Here is a 22,695-nt window from a genome sequence, read left to right as displayed (position 1 = left end):
AGACTTTAAATGAAAAAAGAGATTCAATATCTACACGGGAAGATCGGTGTGCTGTTAATAGCCATAGTCGCCAATGTGGTTCAGCTGGCCGCCCAGCCGTTTATGCACCCCGGTATTTTACACAGCAGCGAAGACCTGCTAAGGATGAAAACCGCCGTTGCCTTACAGCAACAGCCGGTTTACCAGGGCTACCAGGTTTTTATAAAAGATCCGGCCTCCCAATATACCTATAAGATGCAGGGCCCCCTTAAAACAGTAGGGCGAAACCCGGGCGTAGGCAGTGCTGTATATGATAATGATGCCAATGCGGCACATCAGAATGCGGTTATGTGGGCCATTACCGGTGATAAACGGTATGCGCAAAAATCTATTGAGATCATCAATGCGTGGGCTGCAGCGTTAACCGCTGTTACCGGCCGGGATGCCGTGCTGATGGCAGGTTTGGGCCCTTTTAAGATGATTAACGCGGCGGAGATTATCCGCTATACAGGAGCGGGTTGGAAGGCAGCAGATATCCGTAAAGCAGAAAAACATTTTAAAGAAGTGATCTACCCGGTGCTGAAGGACTATGCGCCCTTTGCCAATGGTAACTGGGATGCGGCGGCGCTCAAAACCTGTATGGCCATCGGCGTATTTTGTAACGACCGTCCGGTCTTTGAGGCAGCACTGCGTTATTACACCCAGGGCTGGGGCAACGGAAGTATCAGTAACTATATCATTAATGCCAGTGGACAGATCCAGGAAAGCGGGCGCGATCAGCCCCACTCACAACTGGGCATTGGCATGCTGGCAGAATGCTGCGCTATCGCATGGAACCAGGGTTTGGATCTATATGGTTACAACGATAACCGGCTGCTGAAGGGGTTTGAGTACACGGCACGCTACAACCTGGGCAACGATGACCTGCCTTTTAGCGAGTGGCTCGACCGGACCGGTAAATACCATCACTACCGTATATCGGATAAGGGCCGGGGGCAGCTGCGTCCCTTGTATGAGCAGGTATATGCCCATTACATCGGGTTGAAAAAATTATCGGCACCGGATGTGGCAAGGGTTGTGGAAAAAATACGCCCGGAAGGCCCGGGAAGGCCCGGGGCCGATCATCCGGGTTATGGTACTTTGTATTATGGAGCGGTGGGAGTACAGAATCCGGTTGCCGCAAAAGAAACTCCGCCGGCCGGGCTGGTGGCACAAGGTTTTAATACGGAAGTAAGGCTTTCGTGGATCGCCCCCAATGCCGGTAACGATCGTATCACCTATAACGTAAAACGTGCGGAGCAACCTTCAGGGCCTTTTAAAGTTATTGCAGAAAATAGCGGTACTGCCAGCTTTACCGATAAAACGGTGAAGCAGGGCCGGCAATATTATTATACCGTTGCTGCTGTTTACAAAAACGGAAGCAGCCGGGATGCTTTTGTACAGCCGGCCGTTGCGGGGCTGCCCGGCAGGTGGATGCAAAAAGAAATAGGCAATATCACTCCCGGACTCACTTTCTTTGATGGTAGCCGCTTCAAGATCGAAGCGTTTGGCAGGGGCCCGGGAAAAACGGCTGATAGCTTTCATTATACCTTTTTCCCGGTTCAGGAAAATGCAACGCTCGAATGCAGGATTGATCCGCAGCCCGGATCGCAGTTCTCAATAATGGGGTTGATGCTGCGAAAAGATCTTACGGAACAGTCGCCCTTTGTTTCGTTGTTGTTATACCCGGGTAAAACAGAAAATGTAGAAGAGCCTGCCTGGCATACCGAGCTGGAAGTACGGATGGCAAAGAACGATGCTAAAATGTCAATCGCCAATGGCAATGGGTTAACAGAACCGGCTGTAACCTTTGGCCGGCTGACGGGCTATTACTGGCTGCGGCTACAAAAGCGCGGGAACCTGGTTACCGCATCGGTTTCCGGTGATGGACGCCTCTGGCAGGAGGCAGGAAGCTTCCGGACAGCTCCGGAAGAAAGCCGCTTCCTGGGCATCGCTGTTGCTTCGGGAATGATCCGTTCAACCGTTGTAAGGATCGACCAGGTCCGGGTAAACGGACGGACTCCAAGCGTCCAATAATAAAGCGATCATTTTGATAAAAAAGGGCATAATATTTTTTCTTCAACGCCGCGCCCATTGCGGCCAAACATGGCGTCTTTGCGTGACAAAAAAAATAAATTTTTAAAAAATATTATGCACCCGATAAAAATAGATCCAGCTGTTGCAGCCATTTTTATTTTTACCATCTTTCTGCCGCTTTTATTAACCGCCCAGGTAAAAATGGATAAAGGTGCATGGGTGGCGGATAAAGCTAATGGTACCTATACAAACCCGGTGCTATTTGCCGATTACTCCGATCCGGATGTGATCCGGGTGGGTGATGATTATTATATGACGGCTTCCAGTTTTAACTGTGTGCCCGGTTTGCCCATCCTGCATTCAAAGGACCTGGTCAACTGGCAGATCATCAACTATGCGCTGCGCGATCTGCACCTTCCCGGAATACCACCGGCTTTTTTTGATCAGCCGCAGCATGGCAAAGGGGTGTGGGCGCCCTGCATCCGTTATCATAATGGCGAATATATGATCTACTGGGGCGACCCCGATTTTGGTATTTACCGGGTAGCAACAAAGAATATACGGGGCAGATGGGGCCCGCCGGTTTTGGTGCTGCCCGGCAAAGGTCGTATAGATCCCAGTCCGTTCTTTGATGAGGATGGTAAGGTATACCTGGTACATGCCTGGGCCGGGAGCCGCGCCCACCTCAACAGCATCATGACGGTTTGTGAACTAAACGAAGACGGAACAAAAATAGTCGGCAACCAATCGTTGATCTTTGATGGCAATGATGGTATTAATCACACCGTAGAAGGCGGAAAATTTTATAAAAAAGATGGCTACTATTATTTACTGGCGCCCGCAGGCGGTGTAGCAACCGGCTGGCAGATAGCCCTCCGTTCCAAAAGTATTTATGGTCCCTATGAAGTGAAGCGGGTTTTGGCGCAGGGGGCGACCGCTGTCAATGGCCCGCACCAGGGCGGGCTGGTAGATACAAAAACCGGGGAGTGGTGGTTCCTGCATTTTCAGGACAAAGGCCCTTATGGCAGGATCGTACACCTGCAGCCTGTACATTGGAAAGACGGCTGGCCGGTGATGGGGATCAATGATCATGACTATTGCGGTGAGCCGGTCTTTACTTATAAAAAACCCGATGTGGGGCAAACCTACCCCGTTGAAGTACCCGCAACCAGTGATGAGTTTAATAAACCAAACCTGGGTTTGCAATGGAGCTGGCATGCGAATCCGCAGCAATCATGGGGGTTTCCCTCTGCCAGCGGCTATATAAGGTTGTACGGGCAGTATTACCCCGGGGCTTATACCAATTTTTGGGATATACCCAACCTGCTTCTGCAGAAATTGCCGGCTCCGGCCCTTACCGCTACCATGAAGATGACCGCTGTATTGCAAAACGAAGGGGACATCGCGGGGTTGATCATGATGGGGTGGGATTATTCCTATATCGCATTGAAGAAAACAACAGCCGGCTATGCCCTGGCGCGGGCTGTATGCAACGATGCGGAACAAAAGACCCCGGAAACAGTAACGGATAACAGGGTCCTCAAAAATTTTCAACCGGTCATCCGGTATAATTACGAAACGAAATTAGAAATGGTGGAGATTTACCTGCGCGTGACTGTTGGGGACGGCGGACGTTGCGATTTTTATTACAGCCTGGACGGTAAAAAATTTGAAAAGCTGGGCGGCGTTTTTCAGGCGAAACAGGGAAAATGGATCGGCGCTAAAACGGGTATGTTCATACTAAATCAAAAGCCGGACAGTCCGCGCTCCTGGATGGATGTGGATTGGTTCCGGATCGGAAAATAAAGGTAAAGCGCACAATAATGATAAAAAGGATCGTATTGGTCATCTGGTTATTGGCTGCCGCAAACACAGTATGGGCACAGGTTTGGCAATGGTGCATAAGTGTAGACAGTATGGTGTCTTCCGAAACCGGCGGGCATCCGCAGGCGTATTTATGGATCCCCGAAAACTGCAGGCAGGTAAGGGGCGTGGTATTTGCGCAGCATAATATGATCGAGGAAGGGATACTGGAGCACCCGGTTTTCAGGGCTGCCATGACAAAGCTTGGTTTTGCCGAAGTGTGGGTTACACCCGGCATTGATATGCCCTTCGACTTTAATAAAGATGCCGGTAAAAATTTTCAGCGGATGATGGACCTGCTTGCAGAGGAATCGGGTTATACCGAGTTGCGGTCTGCCCCGGTGGTGGCTGTTGGTCACTCTGCCTACGCAACCTTCCCCTGGAATTTTGCTGCCTGGGCTCCGCAGCGCACGCTGGCACTGGTATCGGTGCATGGAGATGCGCCACAAACACCACTTACGGGATATGGGGGCAAAAATGTAGCTTGGAGCGGCCGCGATATCGATGGCATTCCGGCCCTATTTGTTATGGGCGAATATGAGTGGTGGGAGGATCGCATCACACCCGGGTTTGATTATGTTAGAAGTCATCCCCGGGCGGCCATCTCCTTTTTTGCAGATGCCGGCCACGGGCATTTTGACTATAGCGATGCGCTCGTGGCGTATCTGTGTATGTTTATAGAGAAAGCAGCGGCGGCAAGAATGGGAGCCGCCGGAAGGCTGAGGCCGGTTAACCCGCGGCAGGGCTGGCTGATGGATCGCTGGCGAAAAGACAGCCTCCCTCTGTTTACCCCCGCTCTCTATAAAAACTATACAGGAAACCGTTACAGAGCCTCCTGGGTTTTTGATAAAGAGATGGCCATCGAAACCGAGCGGATTTATGCTAAGGCGCGGGGAAAAAAAGAACAGTACATAGGATTTATGCAAAACGGTGCAGTATTATTGCCGCAGAAAAGCCATGCCGTGTTTGTAGGTCAGTTTACACCGCTTGAAGATGGGTTGAGTTTTAAGATCAACACATTTTTTGCAGACAGTTCAAAAGCGAGAACCGGCAGGGAGCATGCTGCAACGCCGTTGAGACTTTCAAAAATATGCGGACCTGTAGCAAAAGTAAATGACAGTGTATTCCGGGTTCATTTTGATAAACTGGGGTTTGATAATAAAAAACGCAGCAATGATATATGGCTGCTGGCCCATAATGATGGCGATAGTATTTATAAAAGTGCCGTGCAGCAGCTCGATCTGCATTTTCCATTAACGAATGAATCCGGAGATGCGCAGACGATTTATTTTCCGGAGCTGGAAGATGTGTCTCGTTTTACAAGATCTGTACAACTCCTGGCAAAATCATCGGCCCTCCTGCCGGTGCATTATTATGTAAAGCAGGGGCCTGCCTGCATAAAAGGGGCCGAACTGATCCTTACTAAAATTCCGCCCGGGGCAAAATACCCGGTAAAGATAACCGTAGTGGCCTGGCAGTACGGCATTGCCGGAAAATGGCAGTCTGCCCTGCCCGTTGAGCGGGTGTTTTATATAAGGTGAACTGTAGGTTGGCACGGCAGCAATCCGGAACTGGCGCAGTTTGTCAGGGTTGTTTACCGCAAGGTGCACCAGGGATTCGCGAGGTTCGCAAGGATATTTAATAGTAACCCGCCGTTGCGGGCACGCGTGTTCGCTGCGTCTTTTGCGGTAAAGAAAGAGTGCAAAAAATGTTATGCACCCGCAAGTTTATCCGGGACGAAGTATAAGAAGTGAAGATGAAGTATACAGAGCAAAGACGAAGTATAAATAACAATCGCTATCTTTCAACCTTGATTACGATTGCCCCGGCCATGACGTGCGTTCCCACTTACCATGCCGGAATATCAATGATCTAATAAATCGAAATATGACAGGGTATCGTTTATTGCTGTTTGCCGGGCTGCTGCTGGCAATGAATACAAACGCACAAAAAAACGGGATGCCATCCGGCTTGCGGACAGATCTGGCCCGCAATACGGGCCGTGTATGGAAGAACGGCCTTGCGGTGAACGTTAGCCTGGAGCAGGCAAGGAAAGCGCCTCATGTTTTTCAGGCTACACGTATTGCCAGTGCCCGTCCCCGGTTTTCCTGGATCATGAACAGTGACGAACGGGGTGCTGCTCAAACGGCCTGCCAGATCTTGTTGGCTTCTTCGCCTCAACAGCTGAAGTCCGGTACCGGCGATGTATGGAACTCGGGAAAAGTAGCTACTTCGCAGCAATCGGGCGTGGTTTATAGCGGCCCCCAATTAAAGCCTAATACCGTCTACTACTGGAAGGTGAAGCTATGGGATCACCGGGGGGCGCCAACGGCGTTTTCGAAGCCGGTGTCTTTTCTTACGGATAGTGTCCTGGAGCCCTACCAGGTACCAGCAGTGCCCCTGGTAAAAACCGTTCAGAGGCCTATATTACATGCGGTGCTCCATAATCAAAACCTGTTTTATGATTTTGGTAAAGCTGCATTCGGACAGCTCCGCCTGCTTGCCGGGGCAGCAGGGGAGCGGGATACGCTTTGGATTCAAGTAGGAGAGGCCATAGATGCAACAGGAGCAGTTGAAAAAAAACCGGCAGGAACCATCCGCTATCAGCGGCTGGCGATCCCTTTAAAAAAAGGTTTGCATTCCTACGCTCCCATATTTCCTCCTGATAAGCGGAATACAGGAAGCAAGGCAATACGGATGCCGGGTTATATAGGTGAGGTATTTCCCTTCCGGTATGTGGAAATTGAGAAAACAAATGCCCCGGTAGCCGTTAAATCTCTGGAGCGCTATGCGGTTCATTATCCGTTTGATGATGCCGCTGTTGAATTTGAAAGTTCAGATACGCTGTTGAACCAGGTATGGGACCTGTGTAAATATACGATCAAAGCCACCAGCTTTGCAGGAGTGTACGTGGATGGAGACCGGGAACGCATCCCGTATGAGGCCGATGCTTTGATCAACCAGCTCTCCCATTATGCGGTAGATGCCGAGTTCAATATGGCCCCGCGCTCTTTAGCCTATCTTATTTACAATGCTACCTGGCCAACGGAATGGTCGTTACAGAACCTGCTGATCGCATGGAATGATTATTGGCACTCCGGGGATATCCGTACCGTTAAAATGCTTTACAGGGAATTAAAGCCGAAGATATTGTTGGCATTGGCCCGGCCGGATGGACTGATCAGCACCCGTACGGGCAAGCAGGACAGTGCATTCACTGCATCAATACACCTGACCAGTTTTAATGGGAACATAGTGCTGAAGGATATTGTGGACTGGCCGCAAAAAGGCGGTTTTGGTTTGCCTTCCTCGGCTCCCGGGGAGTCGGATAGCTTTGTGTTTACGGATTATAATTCTGTAGTAAATGCTTTTCATTATGAAGCGCTGGTCTGTATGCAAAAGCTGGCAATGGCCCTGGGTGAAAAAGCAGATGCCATTTTTTACGCGTCACAGGCTGCAAAAGTAAAAGCGGCTTTCCAGCGCAGTTTTATGGATCCCCGGCGGGGGATTGTAAAAGATGGGGAAACTACGGAGCATGCATCGCTGCATGCCAATATGATGGCGCTGGCTTTTGACCTTGTTCCGCAGCAAAACCGGGCAGCAGTCATTGCTTATATCCGCACAAGAGGAATGGCCTGCAGTGTATACGGCTCCCAGTTCCTGCTAAGCGCCTTGTATGATGCAGGCGAGGCCGGTTATGGTTTGGAACTGTTAACGGCAAAAGGGAAGCGCAGCTGGTATAATATGTTACGCACCGGATCCACCATGACCACCGAGGCTTGGGATACGGAGTATAAAAATAACCAGGACTGGAACCACGCCTGGGGCAGTGCGCCTGCCAATATTATTGTAGGCAAATTGATGGGCGTAGCGCCGCTGTCGCCGGCTTTTGAAACCGTAGAAATAAAACCCCGCCCTGGCCCGCTTCGCCATGCCCGGCTAAAGCTGGCCACTCTAAAAGGGAATGTGCAGGTGGTATTTAGCAAAACCGCAGGATCATTTCAGATGGAAACCGGCCTGCCAGCCAATACCAGTGGTACAATCTGTTTGCCCCGGCAGTCGGATGCCGACCGGATTTTTAAAGATGGGAGAAAAATAGCGGCGACAGCAGATGGCTCTTTCTGGGTTATAAAAAATGTGCAGTCGGGTGCGGCCCAATGGAGGGTGGATTATAAGTAGCCACAGCCGGGTACAAAATAAAAAACGGATAAAAATGAAGCAAACCGGCAGGGGCTCTCTGGTCAATCGCCGCCAATTTATCGCCGCCAATTCGGCGCTTGGCCTCTTTTTCTTTTTGGGCGCATCACCGTTGTCATTTGCCGGCACAGAGGCAGGCAAAAAGGCACTTGGTTTTAAGCATTTTCCTAATGCCCTCTATGCTTTTGTGTGGCGCAACTGGGGATTGGTGCCGCTGGGACGGATGGCAGCAACGGTAAACGCAACGCCAAAGCAATTGGGACAGATCGCCCGGTTTATGGGACTACCTTCGGCGCCAAAGGTTACAGATGAACAATGGCAGCGGAGTTATTTGACGGTTATCCGAAGGAACTGGCACCTGTTGCCCGATGCCCAGTTGCAAACCCTGATGGGTTGGGATAAGGCACGCATGGAGTTTACATTGAAGGAAGATGATTTTTTTTACATCAAGCTGGGCAGTTTGAAACCCGAATGTGCTCCTGTTCTCTATCAGCAGTTAGCGGAAATTCCGGTAGAAAGAAAGCACCGGTTTTTACGGCTTTTACGAAGTGCCTTTCCAAAAGGGTTGCCTAAAGAGCAGATGCCGTATTTCCATTTTGTGAACGAATTGTCTGCGCCGTTTAAAAAGGAGCAGTGGCCGGTACCGGCTCTGTCCGCAGCGGGTTTTAGTCCCAGGTTGACCTATCCGTATTTTGCACTTTTTGGCGATCCGTTGCTGGATCCATCAATCGATTCATACCCCGATGCTTACCTGGAGCGGCTTGCGGCATCGGGTGTAGACAGCATCTGGATGCATATCGTCCTGAGCAAGCTTACGCCGTTTCCATGGGATCCGTCTGTTAGCGAACATTGGGAACAGCGGCTTGAGAACCTGCAAAAACTTTCGGGCCGCGCCCGGGCGCATGGCATTGGTATTTACCTGTACCTGAATGAGCCAAGGCATCAGCCGGAGGCATTTTATAAAAAACACCCTGCGCTCCGCGGGCAGGGTACCTCCCTTTGTACCAGCCATCCGGGAGTACAGCGATACCTCGAAAATGCCATAGCACAAATTGTAGAGCGCGCGCCGTTGATCGCCGGTTTTTTTTCCATCACCGCTTCTGAAAATCCCACCAATTGCTGGTCGCACGGGCAGGGCGGCGCTTGTCCGCGATGTGGCCCTGCGGGCCCAGGAGCTGTAATTGCGGCTTTGAACAATGTCTACAGCCGGGGCATTCGCAAGGGTTATGAAACGGCCCTTGCCGCCAGGAAAATAGCAGCTGCCGCGGTGCCGCCGCAACTGATCATCTGGGACTGGGGTTGGCACAATGATTGGGTGGCGGCGATCATCCCCCGGCTTATAACAACGGGCAGTCTGCTGATGAGTGTTAGCGAGTGGGAACTGGATATTGAGCGGGGTGGCGTTACAAGTAAAATAGGAGAGTATTCAATTTCTGCTATTGGTCCGGGTCCCCGGGCAAAACGGCATTGGAAGATTGCGGGGGAACATGGATTAAAAACGATGGCCAAAATACAGGCCAATAATTCCTGGGAAATAGGTGCAGTGCCCTATATACCGGCCCTGTACAATGTGGCGGCGCATATCGACCGGCTCCGGAATGAAGGCGTATCCGGTCTTATGCTGGGCTGGACGCTTGGAGGCTGCCCTTCTCCCAATCTGGAGGTGGTGGCGCTGATGGGCAATGATAAAAGCCTGTCTGCAGCCGATGCAGTGCAGCAGGTGGCGCGGCGCCGGTTTGGGGCAGCTGCTCCGGCGATAACAGTGGCATGGAAGACATTCAGCAGGGAGTTCAGCAGGTTTCCTTACCATCTGGGGGTGCTTTATATGGCGCCGTTACAAGTGGGGCCCGCCAATTTATTGTGGGATGCTGCAACCCGCTACAAAGCAACGATGGTGGGGTTGCCTTATGATGATGTCAATGGCTGGCGTTCAATTTATCCGATAGATGTTTTTACGCGATTACTACGCGAATTGGGCGAGACTTTTGCTCACATCGTTCAACAGTTACAGACTGATGCGCGAAAGATCGCATTGCCGCAAAAGGAGCGGCAGGCGGTATTGTCGGAGCAACATATCATTGAAGCCATTTCCATACACTACCGGAGCATTGCCAACCAGGCTGAGTTTATTGTATTGCGTGACAGGCTGGCGGAGGCAGCCGCAGACCGCAGGAAGATTAAGGACCGCCTTGCACACTTGCTAACACAGGAAGCAGCGCTTGCCAACCGGATGGCTACCCTGCAGATTGGCGATTCGCGACTGGGTTTTGAAGCGTCCAACCAATATTTTTATACGCCCGCGGATCTGTATGAAAAAATACTGAATTGCCGGTACCTGCTGGAGGAGTGGCTGCCGGCCGTGGCGGGTTGATATCATTTCCCCTGGTTCGGGGAAAAATTACTTGTTTTTTCAAAAACAGCTAATTTTAATCTATATTTGCGCCCATTCTCCCAATTTCTTAGTAGAAAGAGGGGGCGGTTCTGAAGAATAACGCATGGCGTCTATAGCGCCGGGGTCATTGGTTCGGCCAATAATTAATGACTATTTAAAAGAAATAATTGGCCCGGTAGCTCAGCTGGATAGAGCAACTGCCTTCTAAGCAGTAGGTCATTGGTTCGAATCCAATCCGGGTCACGTTTATAATCAAGCGCTTACATAAATGTAGGTGCTTTTTTCTTCCCCAATGGTTGCAAAAAATCAACAACAAATAGCATTTATTTATGTTTTCCAATTATTGGATTAAGTTTAAAGGCTAATTGTTTCTCCAAAACAGGTAAAACATCCTTCATGTTATGTTCAAACTCAATGACTGTATATTTTATTTGTAATAATAGATCTTTAGCCCAAAAATGTAATTGTAGACCGTGATTTATTGACGCTTTGGGATTCCCTTTGTTTTTGTGAGTATGAAAGCCTAAATGAGTGATTAGTCTTCCCCAAACTAAACTATTTACCTTACCAACATAAAGAGTTTTGCTATGTTCTGGGATTTTGGTTTTTAGTTTTGGAATTACTTTTTCCGTTTGATTTCCAAAGTTCTTTAAACTCTCAATAATTTTTTTTGTAGAAATTTCAGATTCTATTTCAAAGACATACAAGCAGGGGTTGTCTTGAATTTTTTCAAGCTGTTGAAAAATCTCCTTAAACTCTAATGAGTGTCGGATATCCTCACTAAGAAATCGCTCATCTAATTTTGTACAATCTATTTTAAATTCATGAATACTTCTTGGCCCAGATACTAAATAATCAGTCAAAACAGTATTTAACGTCTTAACTGCTGATGCGATGATTGTCGTTTTTCTCATAATTGTTTGTCTTGAAAGACGCAAATATAAAAAGTTGACCGCTCCTGTTTTTACTGTTTCCCGTAAAATAAAAACGCCCCCTAAAGACCCGTAGTAAAAAAGCGTATTTATACCAAATTACCTATTGATAGGTATTGTTTGTTATTAAAAATTACTGCAATTTTGATGCACAGTATATGTAGAGACTACCTATATCTGTATTACCAAGACGCGTTTAAAAGGATTGACTGTAAGTAGGCTTTTATGATTTGCTCATAAGCTACACCAAAACATGCTGTATATCCTTACTGTTTTCCTGGTGTAAGATCCCCTTTAGACTGTTTTTTAAATTTTAAATTCATTAAAATGAACAAGAAAAACTTTGTAAAGGGCGGAGCCATCGTCTTATTTGCGCTGATGACCCTTTTGTACGCCTGTCAGAAAACAGCCGAAACTCCTGCCAGGGCCCAAACAATTGCAGAAACAACAGATCAGCCGGTTTCGCTGCTGTCCGTACCCACAGTTTTACAGGGCAAGGCCTGTGGTACCCCCCTGCAGCTGCCGCTGGTAAACACTTCTGAGGAGACTCCTGCAACGCTGGGCTCCGTGGAAATCAGCAATGATGAAACAAACCTTTATGTGCGCTACGATGCGGCTTTGGGGTATGATTTAAAACAGATTCGCATATTTGTAGGTGATGCCAGCGCCGCGCCTTCTTCTGATGACATTGATAATGGTACTAACGATGCTCAGAACCCTGTTTTTGGACAGTTTTATAAACCAACCGATTTCACAAATGCTACTTATACTTATATACTACCACTTGTAAGCCTTAAAGGACAATGTGTAAAAGTGATGGCCTTTGCACAATTGCAGGCCGTTACCAAGGGAAAAGCGCTGAAGGCCTGGGCAGCTGGTACACCCAATGGTGGCAAAAATCCTTCCTATTATGTCGACTACTGCCTGCAGTCCTGCGAAACAACCGCAGCCTGCTACGATAATGAAAGCGCCTGGGCAGCAGGAAAAAGATATGTAACCAAAGGTAATTGGGCTACTTATACGCCAACGCCAAATAACGGTAAAGAACCCGTGACGATTTATGCCGGGCAAACAATGGCTGCCGGAACAGCCTCTTTTTCTGCCCCGGATATCGATGGTAATGTTACCATTACTATAAAGCTTGCTGCAGGCTGGTCGCTGACAAGCGATAATGAATCCGTAAAAATACAGGGATATATTGGCGTTCCCCCGGCAAAAAATCCTGCACCGGGCCAGTTTACCACTTATAAGGGCAACGCATTAACCATTACAGTACCCAAGTTTGAGTATTATGGCATACACCTCGATGTAAGACGCGTGGTTCCTTGTCCGTAACTAAACGGGAGATGTAATATATTAAAGGCAAAAGGGGGCTGCCTCAAAAGTCGCATTACAGCATGACGTCGTTCTGAAGATGTCATCCCGGGCTTGACCCGGGATCTATTCTTGTTTCAGCATCTATTGACAAACAATCATCTTTAGATGCCGAAACAATCCGATCGCCATCGGGACGGCATGACAAAATAGAGACTTTTGATACAGCCTCTTTGCTGTTTGGTTTTCTATATGGGACAGGATGCTTCATGGTTATAATAATTCCGATGGGCCACAAAGACACAAACGCACGAAGCATTAGACAAAACGCCGCGTCTTTGCCCCTTTGCGCCTCCGCGTGAAATATACCACAATATGCCACTGGCACACTGAATCATTGTACTTCCCTGCTTCAGTGGCATTTGCGGAGGAGCCAAACGATGGTATTTAGCTGGAGCCCCGCCTATTGCGCACTTTGCGAAAACCCTTGCGTGCTTTGCGGTTAAACGGCTACAGAGCTCAGGCACAGATTTTTGATATGCCGCTTTGCAAAGGCCTTTTGCCGGGCGAATTCGTCCCCAAGGACTATCGGCGCTTCAGTCCTTCAGTGGCAAACACAGGAGATTCTGAATGCTTTGAGCTTTTCTGAATTAAAGGCGGGCCATCGCCGCAGCATTAAAAAATCTGTGTTTCTGTGTTTCAATGGCAATAACCCAATATTTTAAAAAAATTTGCTGGTATTGTTTTTCAAATTTATATTTGTGCATTATGAATTATTCAAACAACAATAATTGGTGGTGGCACAGAAACTCCTTTGGGGCGCTCTGATGCTATTGTCTTGTTGTAAACAATATTATAAGTGAACCCCGGTAGTACCGGGGTTTTTCTTTGAAAGAACGGAAAAGATTATGAAACCGACATGATTGAAATTTTCATCACACAGGGTAATGAAAATTTTAATCATCAAAGGTTACATCCTACCATTAAAACCATATAAATTTAAGGATGAAAAAGATAAGGATCCAAACAGAAGTACAGTCATTGCTGGCCGATATTTTTACGCCGGTAGGGATTTATCTGCGGCTGCGCGATCGCTTCCGGGATACCATCCTCCTCGAAAGCGCGGATACCAACGCCACCAATAACAGCTGGTCCTTTATTGGAGTAAACGCCATTGCCGGAATTGAGATGCTTTCCGGGGATACGATCGATTTTAAACTGCCCGCGCAAACGGCAGAACAGGTTAGTCTTTCCAGGGGGCAGCAGATCACGGAAGTGCTCACCGGCTTTATGAGCCGTTTTGAGATGGAGGAAGGCAGTCAGCCGGAGGCGCGTTATGCACAGGGCTTGTATGGATATACAACCTATGATGCCATCCAGTACTTTGAAACCATCCCGGGCAGCCGGTTTAAAAACAGCAGGGAAGATATTCCGCTGATGCGCTACCGCTTGTATCAATACATTATTGCCATTAACCATTTTAAGGATGAGCTCTTTATCCTCGAAAATAAAATGGAGGGTATAAAAAGCGAAAAAGCGGCCCTGCTTTCGCTGATCAAAGGTCGCGATGTACCGGTATATCCCTTCCGCGCCCTGGGAGCCGAGGAGTCCAATATGACGGATGATGACCACCGGGATATGGTGCGTGCCGGCATTGCTCATTGTCATCGGGGCGATGTATTTCAGATCGTACTCAGCCGCCGCTTTACCCAAAAGTTTTCCGGCGATGAATTTAATGTTTACCGGAGTTTGCGGAATATCAATCCTTCGCCCTACCTCTTCTTTTTTGATTATGGCGATTATAAACTGATGGGGTCTTCGCCCGAGTCGCAGCTTATTATCAATAAAGGCAAGGCAACCATTCATCCTATTGCGGGTACCATAAAGCGTACGGGTGATGACAAAACGGATGCAGAACAAACAAAAATATTGCAGGCCGATCCCAAGGAAAATGCAGAGCACGTAATGCTGGTAGACCTGGCGCGGAACGATCTCAGCCGGGGCTGCGGCGATGTGCATGTGAGTCATTTTAAAGAAGCACACTACTATTCTCATGTCATACATCTGGTAAGCGAGGTGAACGGAACCGTGTTTCCGGACACCCACCCGTTCGATCTCTTTGGAAAAACGTTTCCGGCAGGTACCTTAAGCGGTGCGCCCAAAATAAAAGCAATGGAACTCATCAGTCAGCTGGAGCCCACGGCGCGCAGTTTTTATGGTGGTGCCATTGGTTTTATGGGCTTTGACGGCAGCTGTAACCAGGCCATCATGATCCGCAGTTTTTTAAGCCGGAACAATACCTTAACGCGACAGGCAGGTGGCGGTATTGTGGCGGCCAGTAACCCTGAGGGGGAGCTGCAGGAAGTGATCAATAAACTGGGCGCTTTGAAAAAGGCCATTACCGAGGCCGAAAAGATTTTATAGATCATTATGAGCCCGGCTGCAGAACAGATCCCGGCGGTCTTGCATCGCACTCTTGTACTGTTGTGGTTCTGGCGGCGTGGTGGTGAGAGGTTGTTAGGGAGAAGCGGTTGGTGAGAAGTTGTTGGTGAGAAGTTGGTGGTGGAAAGGCAAACAAACTAAAATAAGAAATTCTGATATGAAGTTACTCGTGTTCGATAATTATGATTCCTTCACCTATAACCTGGTGCACATGGTGGAAAAAATCCTGCACCAGAAAGTGGATGTGTTCCGGAACGACCAGTTGCCGCTGGAGGAAGTGCAGCAATATGATAAGATCATCCTGTCGCCCGGACCCGGCATCCCGGTGGAATCCGGGTTATTGCTGCCGCTGATACAGGAGTATGCTGCCACCAAATCCATACTGGGCGTTTGTTTGGGCCAGCAGGCTATTGGAGAAGTGTTTGGCGGTACGCTGTATAATCTTCCCAAGGTGTACCATGGAGTGGCAACCAACTGCAATATCATCCGGCGCAGCGGCAACCTTTTTGACGGTCTGCCGGATCAGTTCGAGATCGGCCGTTATCACTCCTGGGTAGTGTCCCGCGAAAATTTTCCGGATGCGCTGGAGATTACAGCTGTAGACGATCAGGACATGATCATGGGCCTCCGGCATAAGAACTACGATGTGCAGGGTGTGCAATTTCACCCGGAAAGTGTGCTCACGCCCATGGGCGAAACGATCATACGGAACTGGCTGGAGGATTAATTTGAAAATTTGAAGATTTGAAAATGTGGGAATGTATGGACGCTTTGTTAAAGAAAAAAAATGAAAAAGATATTATCCCTGTTATTTGAACACAAGACCCTGGACCGCGCCGCGGCAAAAGAGGTATTGGTAAACATCGGAAAAGGTGTATACAATGAGCATGAGGTAACCTCCTTTATGACGGTATACCTGATGCGCAGCATCACCCTGCAGGAGCTGCAAGGCTTTCAGGATGCCCTGCTGGAACTTTGCTTACCTATGGAATTTGAGGGTGTGGATACCATCGACATCGTTGGCACCGGGGGCGATGGCAAAAACACTTTTAATATTTCTACACTCTCTTGTTTTATTGTGGCCGGTACGGGTAATAAGGTAACCAAACATGGCAACTATGGGGCGTCTACCATCAGCGGATCATCCAACGTGGTAGAGTCGATGGGATACCGGTTTAAGAATGATAATGCGGCACTGCGGCGCGAACTGGAAGAAGCCAATATCTGTTTTCTGCATGCCCCGCTGTTTCACCCTGCGTTAAAAAATGTGGGGCCCATTCGCAAAAATCTGGGCATACGTACTTTCTTTAACATGCTGGGCCCCCTGGTAAACCCGGCATTTCCGGCCTTCAGCATCATTGGAGTGTATAACCTGGAAATGGCCCGGCTGTATAACTACCTGATGCAGCAACAGTCAAAGAATTTTGCGATCGTGCACGGCCTCGATGGCTATGATGAGATCTCATTGACCGGCGATTCCAAGGTGATCACAGCAGCGGGCGAACAGGTATGGTCGGCTACGGAGCTGGGCGGTATGGAGGTGATGCCTGAATCCATTAAAGGCGGGGATACAATAGAGGCTGCAGCAAAGATCTTTTCGGATATCATACAGGCAAATGGTACGCCGCAGCAGGAGGCGGTAGTGCTGGCCAATGCGGCAGTGGCCCTGCAGGTAACGGGTGTTTATCCCAATTATGCCGATGCTTTTGAAGCGGCAAAAGAAAGCCTGCGGTCGGGCAGGGCATACCAGTGTTTGCAGCGGTTGATTGCATTGCAGTGAAGAATGGTGAGTAGTGAATGGTGAATAGTCAATGAATCATCGAGTATAAAAACGAAATCCAACGTTAAACCTCAAACAATAGTATGAACATTCTTGATACGATCATTGCGCACAAGAGAACGACGGTCGCTGAAAAAAAAGCGACCACTTCTGTTAAACAGCTGGAGGCGACTCCGGCATTCCGGCTACCGGTGCGCTCGCTTGCTGCATCCTTATTGCAACCGGCCGGAACGGGCATCATTGCCGAATTCAAACGCCGGTCCCCTTCCAAAGGATTTATAAATAAGGATGCGGATGTAACGGCCATTACAGAGGCCTACACAAAATATGGGGCTGCTGCTTTGTCGGTACTGACGGATGAACATTTTTTTGGTGGTGCATCCGCAGATCTGATCACAGCACGAAAAAACGAGATCCCGATTCTGCGCAAGGATTTTATTATTGATGAGTACCAGATCGTGGAGGCAAAATCTATGGGGGCTGATATCATTCTTTTGATAGCCGCCTGCCTTACCCCTGAAGAAGTGGAGCGGCTGGCATTATTTGCCGCCTCCCTGGGGCTGGAAACGATCCTGGAACTGCATGCCGAAGCGGAGCTGGAGCATGTATGTGATGCTACGAAGATCGTGGGGATCAACAACCGGGATCTGAAAACGTTTTCTGTAGACCTGGAGCGCAGCCTGAGAATGGCGGAAAGGATTCCCGGTGATCGGATAAAGATCGCAGAAAGCGGAATCGATAAAATTGAAGACATCCTGCTGTTCCGCCGCCACGGATTCCGGGGTTTTCTGATCGGCGAATATTTTATGCGTCAGGAAAACCCGCCAGCTGCATTTGAAGATTTTGTGAACCGCTTAAAAAAAGAGGCATGAGCCGGCCCCTGGTTAAAGTATGCGGAATGACGCAGCTGCCGCAGGTAGAAGCACTGGCGGCAATGGGTGTAAATTATGCGGGGTTTATTTTCTACCCGCCTTCACCGAGGTATGTGGGAGAAAAGATCGATCCGGCGAAGCTGAAAGCATTAAAGAATATTAAAAAAGCGGGAGTATTTGTGAATGCGCCGGTTGAAGAAGTACAGCGTATAATAGCAGCTTACGGACTGGACATGGTGCAGCTGCATGGTGATGAAATGCCGGAATATTGCAGCAGGCTGAAGGGTGCAGCTGAAATTGTAAAAGTGTTTCGGGTAACCGGTAATGAAGATCTTTTCGAAACCACAGCGCCTTATACGTCCGTTGCTGATGCCTTCCTGTTTGACACCAGGGCAACAGATTATGGAGGTACCGGCAAAAAGTTTGACTGGTCGGGTTTGCAGAAAACGCAACCAGAACGCCCGTACTTTTTAAGTGGGGGCATTAGTTCGGATGATTTAGCTGTGTTGCGCGCTTTCCTGAAGAACAATAAAGTTTATGCGCTCGATGTAAACAGCAGGTTTGAAACGGCACCGGGTGTAAAGGATATGAGGTTGCTTGAACAGTTTTTAACAGACCTGGAAAATACGTAACCGCCGAAGGCGATAGAATAAAGGTGTGAGACTGGAAGTCTCACACAGCTGGCCGGGTCATTGCCCGAAACGATTTGCGACCGTTGCGAGAAATCCTGGCGATCTTAGCGGTTAATAACGAACCTCAATTACTCTTTATTACAGGGGTAACAAAAAAACACCTTTGTGGATATAGTATAAAATAACAACCATCATTTAAAATTTTATACTATGCAAACGAAAACTTTAACCCTGGCCGGCGGCTACCGGCTAACCGGTCTTCAGCATATTTGCTGCCTTATTTTTTCAGTGGTATTGTTGCTGCTTTCCATGGGCGTTTTTGCGCAAACCCTGCAGGGAGTAAAAGAACCCATATCCGGAAAGGGTTTCCGGTTTGGTTTAAACGGCGGATATGACCTGTTTCCCGATTATAAGAACAATACTCCCTATATCCGCTACCAGGGCGGTTTGAGCACGGGCGCTACCGCGGGGTATTACTGGAAGTGGTTCAGCTTTGGAGCAGATGTGGATTATATTAAGAACCGGCCGCAAAACCAGTACCCCACTGATTCTGTTTTTGACCCGGTAAATAACTTCCTCATCAAAGATTTTACACTGCAGCAACAGGATATTACCCGTGTTTTTTATGGTATTGGCCCGGGTGTCCACTATACAAACCGGGAGGGAAGATTTTCTGTGGACCTAAACGGAAGGGCAGGTTTTGCATCCATTAAAGGAGGCAGCCTTGCGCTCACCGGTAAGAACGGATCAACAGAACAGGTGCTCAACTATCATGGAGGATACAATATCAACAATGCTCTTAGTTTTAAAGGATCGCTGCGGGCACAATACTTTTTTAATGATTTTATCGGAATGCACGTTGGTGCCTACTACCTGCGCCACCTGGATACAAAAGATGCTGTTGGTCCGGCCGGTTATTCGGCAGCATACCGGGCTTTTGAGCCGAACGGGGACGGCATGCGCGCTTTTACAGAGAAGGATCTGAAAACAATTAATAAGCCCTGCAACTGTGATATTTCGTCTATCGGAGCCTATGCCGGTATCAGCCTCCGGCTGCCTACCCGTAAAAAAACAAAAATACCTGCTTCCGTGGCGCCGGCCCCTGTAGAACCCTGCAATACCTGCCAGGTGTATGCGCTGGCTGTTACTGCAAGAGATCAGTATACAAAAGAAGTATTGCCGCATACCGATGTGGCGGTAAAAGATGCCTCCGGTAATGTGATCCGTTCGGGCGTTACCAATGCTTTCGGAGTGATCGTGTTTCCCAATATGACACCGGGCAGTTATGTGATCAATGGAAAACTGTACAATGTGGATCTGGCACCGGCGCAGGCAGCAAAGAATGAATTTATTGCCAACGGCACCCTGCAGAAAGAGCTCTTATACACCGATCAGAACTTTATTCTCAAAGGGAATGCCGTGGTATGTAATACGGCTACCGCATTGCCAGGCGCTACCGTAGTGTTAAGAGACCGTGCCAGTGCCGTGGAAAAGAATACGCAGACAGATAATGAAGGCGCGTTTATTTTTCATCTGAAACAAAAAGCGGAGATGACCGTATTTGGTAAGAAGGAAAAGTATTTTTCACAGATGGTGAATATAACTGCGGCTGACTATAACCGGAATACCACATTGTTTGTAAAGCTGGAAATGTGCATGGAAGAAACTGATTGCGATAAAGCCATCCGGCTGGAGAATATACACTACGACCTGGATAAATATTTTATCCGCGAAGATGCCAAACCGGAGTTGAACCGCCTGGTGCAGTTTATGAATGATAATCCCGGGGTACGTGTGGAACTTTCTTCGCATACCGATTCCAGAGCCTCTCATGCCTACAATCAAAGACTTTCGCAAAACAGGGCCGATGCCGCCAAGGTTTATCTGGTGTCAAAAGGCATTACGGCCAGCCGGATCGTTGCAAAAGGTTATGGAGAAACCCGGTTGCTGAACCGTTGTGCCGATGGCGTAACCTGTTCCGAAGTGGAGCACCAGTTTAACCGGCGCACAGAAATGAAGGTTATCTGCCCCGGAAGATGATCCCGGACAGCAGGACAACGGATCGGGAAACGGTCCGTTGCTCTTCAAATCAATCCTTAATCCAATAAAAATTGTCAATAATGAAGAAACATATAATAAAAGCACTGTGGACCGTTTGTACTTATTCATTGGTGCTGCTGGGATCGTTTTCCTGCAGCAAAAAAGAAATCTGCAATTATTCATCACCCGAAACGGTAGCCCAGGGCTGTAACGCGGGAATGGATGTGGCTTTCCTGGTTGATTATACAGGGAGCATGGGTGCCGCGATCGATTCGGTTAAAAAGGAGGTGAATAATATAGCCAACGCCATCGTAACCGAATCTGGTGGTGATTACCGGCTTTCACTTTCCATATTTGATGAGTATACAAAGCCCGGTACCGAGCTTCCCTTACCTCAGTATAGCAATGCACCGGATTATGTAGGATTGCCGGCCAATCAGAAACTGGTGATCAGCACCGGGCCCACCACCAACCAGTACCTGACCATGATGGAAAAGTTTGCTACCGCTAACAAAACTTCATTCAGTACCCAACTGGCCAAACTGAACAATCCCGCAGCGATGAAGCTGGGCGCGGGAATTGGAGGACCCGAGCCGGGCGACCTGTTACTGAATGAAATACTCAGCAACCAGTTTGCCGGTACCTGGCGCAGTGGCAATATTACCAAACTGGCCGTAATCATTACCGATGCACCAGCCAGTGGTGATGATGATAACGCCACTGCAGCGGATGATACCTACCTCAATGCGCTTGCGGCTACTGCCAACAGCATGGGCATTCAATGCATCCTGCTGACCACGTTTAAAGGAAACCCCACGTACCCGGCCAATTATAAGCTGCAGCTGATTGCCCATAATACGGGAGGGCAGGCCTATGAATTCAATAGTTTCAATAATATTTCGCAGGACCTTATTTCAATTATTCAAAATATCTGTAATCAGGATAAAGAACGGAAATAGTTTCCTGCACGGGCCGTTGAAGCTTTCAAAGACACCCAAAGTTTAGAGGCTCCAGGTTTGTCCGGTTGATCCTGGCGGGCCTGGTGTCGTTTTGCCGGCGGACCAATCGGGTAGCTCGAAAGATGCCGGGACGGCAATGATAAAACCGCTATTTTTGAACCTTCATAACTACCGGATCATGCGTATTGTAAAAGAGATAGCGGGCAGGATTTGTGCAGCCTGGGCATTGGTTACCTTTATCGTTACCTTTATCCTCGTGCTGCCTTTTGCATTGATTTCCTACCTGTTTCGGGAACCGGCTTCTACGGCATATTTTATCAGGGTATCAAAAATATGGATGCATATATGGTTTTTCCTTATTGGTTGTCCGATACGCATACGCGGCACAGAACATTTTAAAAAAGGAGAAGGATATATTGTTACCTGCAATCATAATTCGTTGCTGGATATCCCGCTTTCTTCTGCTTTTATTCCAGGTCCTAATAAGACGATCGCCAAAACCAGCTTTGCAAAGATCCCGGTTTTTGGCTGGTATTACACAAAGGGATCGGTGCTGGTAGACCGGAAAAATGAGATCAGCCGGAAACGAAGTATCGATAAAATGAAATCGGTGTTGAAGCAGGGAATGCACATGTGTATTTATCCCGAGGGTACCCGCAACCGTACAAGGGAATTACTGAAACCCTTTTACAACGGCGCCTTTAAGCTGGCGGAAGATACCGGGCATGCCATTATTCCTGCGGTGATCATCGGTACCAAACAGGCTGTTCCGCTCAATAAACCCTTTTTCTTTTTGCCCCGGACCCTGGAGATCCATTTTTTAAAACCAGTTGAAGTAAACGGAAGGAATGCTGCGGCACTGAAAGAAGAAGTGTTTCAGACTATGAAAGCACAGTTGAAAATTTGAAAATTTGGGAATGTGAAAATTTGGGAATTTGAATCCCGATGGCTATCGGGAGTGGGAATTGGGGAATGAGGAAAAGTTTCAGGTTTGAAGTTTCAGGTTTCAGGTTGGAGCAGTTTTTAAACTCAGATGTTTCAAATCTCTCCGAAGTTCCGGGTTTAAAGGTTCCGGAGAGCGCTAAAGTCTAAATACCCCGAAATCTGAATACCAAATACCATTTTCTGATTTCTGATTTCTGATTTCTGATTTCTGATTTCTGATTTCTGATTTCTGATTTCTGATTTCTGATTTCTGATTTCTGATTTCTGATTTC

At 48.3% G+C, this 22,695-nt stretch carries 15 protein-coding genes and 1 tRNA gene; 15 read left to right on the top strand and 1 reads right to left on the bottom strand.

The window, feature by feature from the left end; translation table 11 throughout:
- Nucleotides 1–9: 9 nt before the first annotated feature.
- The 6 genes from GGU45_RS03475 to GGU45_RS03450 all read left to right on the top strand — a co-directional run bounded on the left by GGU45_RS03475 (nt 10) and on the right by GGU45_RS03450 (nt 10,750).
- Nucleotides 10–2,055, top strand: a complete 2,046-nt coding sequence (locus GGU45_RS03475; RefSeq protein WP_435222052.1) for an alginate lyase family protein — start codon at nt 10–12, stop codon at nt 2,053–2,055.
- Nucleotides 2,056–2,169: 114 nt separating this feature from the next.
- Nucleotides 2,170–3,861, top strand: coding sequence for a glycoside hydrolase family 43 protein (locus tag GGU45_RS03470; protein ID WP_435222050.1), 1,692 nt, complete (start codon nt 2,170–2,172; stop codon nt 3,859–3,861).
- 17 nt (nt 3,862–3,878) lie between these two features.
- Nucleotides 3,879–5,459: an alpha/beta fold hydrolase gene (locus tag GGU45_RS03465; RefSeq protein ID WP_435222048.1), complete on the top strand. Its 1,581-nt coding sequence runs from the start codon at nt 3,879–3,881 to the stop codon at nt 5,457–5,459.
- Nucleotides 5,460–5,805: 346 nt separating this feature from the next.
- Nucleotides 5,806–8,097, top strand: coding sequence for an alpha-L-rhamnosidase-related protein (locus GGU45_RS03460; protein ID WP_435222047.1), 2,292 nt, complete (start codon nt 5,806–5,808; stop codon nt 8,095–8,097).
- A 34-nt stretch (nt 8,098–8,131) separates the two neighbouring features.
- Nucleotides 8,132–10,486: a hypothetical protein gene (locus GGU45_RS03455; protein ID WP_435222045.1), complete on the top strand. Its 2,355-nt coding sequence runs from the start codon at nt 8,132–8,134 to the stop codon at nt 10,484–10,486.
- A gap of 190 nt (nt 10,487–10,676) precedes the next feature.
- Nucleotides 10,677–10,750: transfer RNA gene (locus tag GGU45_RS03450), tRNA-Arg, on the top strand.
- Between the two features lie 80 nt (nt 10,751–10,830).
- On the opposite strand, the gene GGU45_RS03445 is transcribed toward GGU45_RS03450, so the two are convergent.
- Nucleotides 10,831–11,421 carry a hypothetical protein gene (locus GGU45_RS03445; protein WP_435222043.1) on the bottom strand — a complete coding sequence of 197 codons (591 nt, stop codon included), beginning with the start codon at nt 11,419–11,421 and terminating at the stop codon, nt 10,831–10,833.
- Between the two features lie 345 nt (nt 11,422–11,766).
- On the opposite strand from GGU45_RS03445, the gene GGU45_RS03440 reads away from it, so the two are divergent.
- From GGU45_RS03440 to GGU45_RS03400, 9 genes are all read left to right on the top strand, one after another.
- Nucleotides 11,767–12,774, top strand: a complete 1,008-nt coding sequence (locus GGU45_RS03440) for a hypothetical protein (protein ID WP_435222041.1) — start codon at nt 11,767–11,769, stop codon at nt 12,772–12,774.
- A 984-nt stretch (nt 12,775–13,758) separates the two neighbouring features.
- On the top strand, nt 13,759–15,177 hold the full coding sequence (locus GGU45_RS03435; RefSeq protein WP_435222040.1) for an anthranilate synthase component I family protein: 1,419 nt from the start codon (nt 13,759–13,761) through the stop codon (nt 15,175–15,177).
- Between the two features lie 175 nt (nt 15,178–15,352).
- Entirely contained in the window at nt 15,353–15,922 is a 570-nt protein-coding gene (locus GGU45_RS03430; RefSeq protein WP_435222038.1) for an anthranilate synthase component II, read from the top strand.
- A 60-nt stretch (nt 15,923–15,982) separates the two neighbouring features.
- Entirely contained in the window at nt 15,983–16,975 is a 993-nt protein-coding gene (gene trpD / locus GGU45_RS03425) for an anthranilate phosphoribosyltransferase (protein ID WP_435222036.1), read from the top strand.
- 83 nt (nt 16,976–17,058) lie between these two features.
- A complete protein-coding gene (trpC, locus tag GGU45_RS03420) occupies nt 17,059–17,847 on the top strand; it encodes an indole-3-glycerol phosphate synthase TrpC (RefSeq protein ID WP_435222034.1) in 789 nt (262 codons plus the stop codon).
- Complete coding sequence (locus tag GGU45_RS03415; protein WP_435222032.1) at nt 17,844–18,479, top strand: phosphoribosylanthranilate isomerase; 636 nt, start codon at nt 17,844–17,846, stop codon at nt 18,477–18,479. The genes trpC and GGU45_RS03415 overlap by 4 nt, the downstream gene beginning before the upstream one ends.
- A 210-nt stretch (nt 18,480–18,689) precedes the next feature.
- Entirely contained in the window at nt 18,690–20,519 is a 1,830-nt protein-coding gene (locus GGU45_RS03410; RefSeq protein ID WP_435222030.1) for an OmpA family protein, read from the top strand.
- An 80-nt stretch (nt 20,520–20,599) separates the two neighbouring features.
- Nucleotides 20,600–21,478: a vWA domain-containing protein gene (locus GGU45_RS03405; RefSeq protein WP_435222028.1), complete on the top strand. Its 879-nt coding sequence runs from the start codon at nt 20,600–20,602 to the stop codon at nt 21,476–21,478.
- Nucleotides 21,479–21,632: 154 nt separating this feature from the next.
- The gene (locus tag GGU45_RS03400; RefSeq protein WP_435222026.1) at nt 21,633–22,385 is read left to right on the top strand and encodes a lysophospholipid acyltransferase family protein; all 753 of its coding nucleotides are present in this window, start codon (nt 21,633–21,635) and stop codon (nt 22,383–22,385) included.
- The last annotated feature ends 310 nt before the right edge of the window (nt 22,386–22,695 follow it).

The sequence above is a fragment of the Niabella hirudinis genome, from assembly GCF_051201075.1.
Classification (GTDB): Bacteria; Bacteroidota; Bacteroidia; order Chitinophagales; family Chitinophagaceae; genus Niabella; species Niabella hirudinis.
This window is presented reverse-complemented; position numbering and strand designations above follow the sequence as displayed.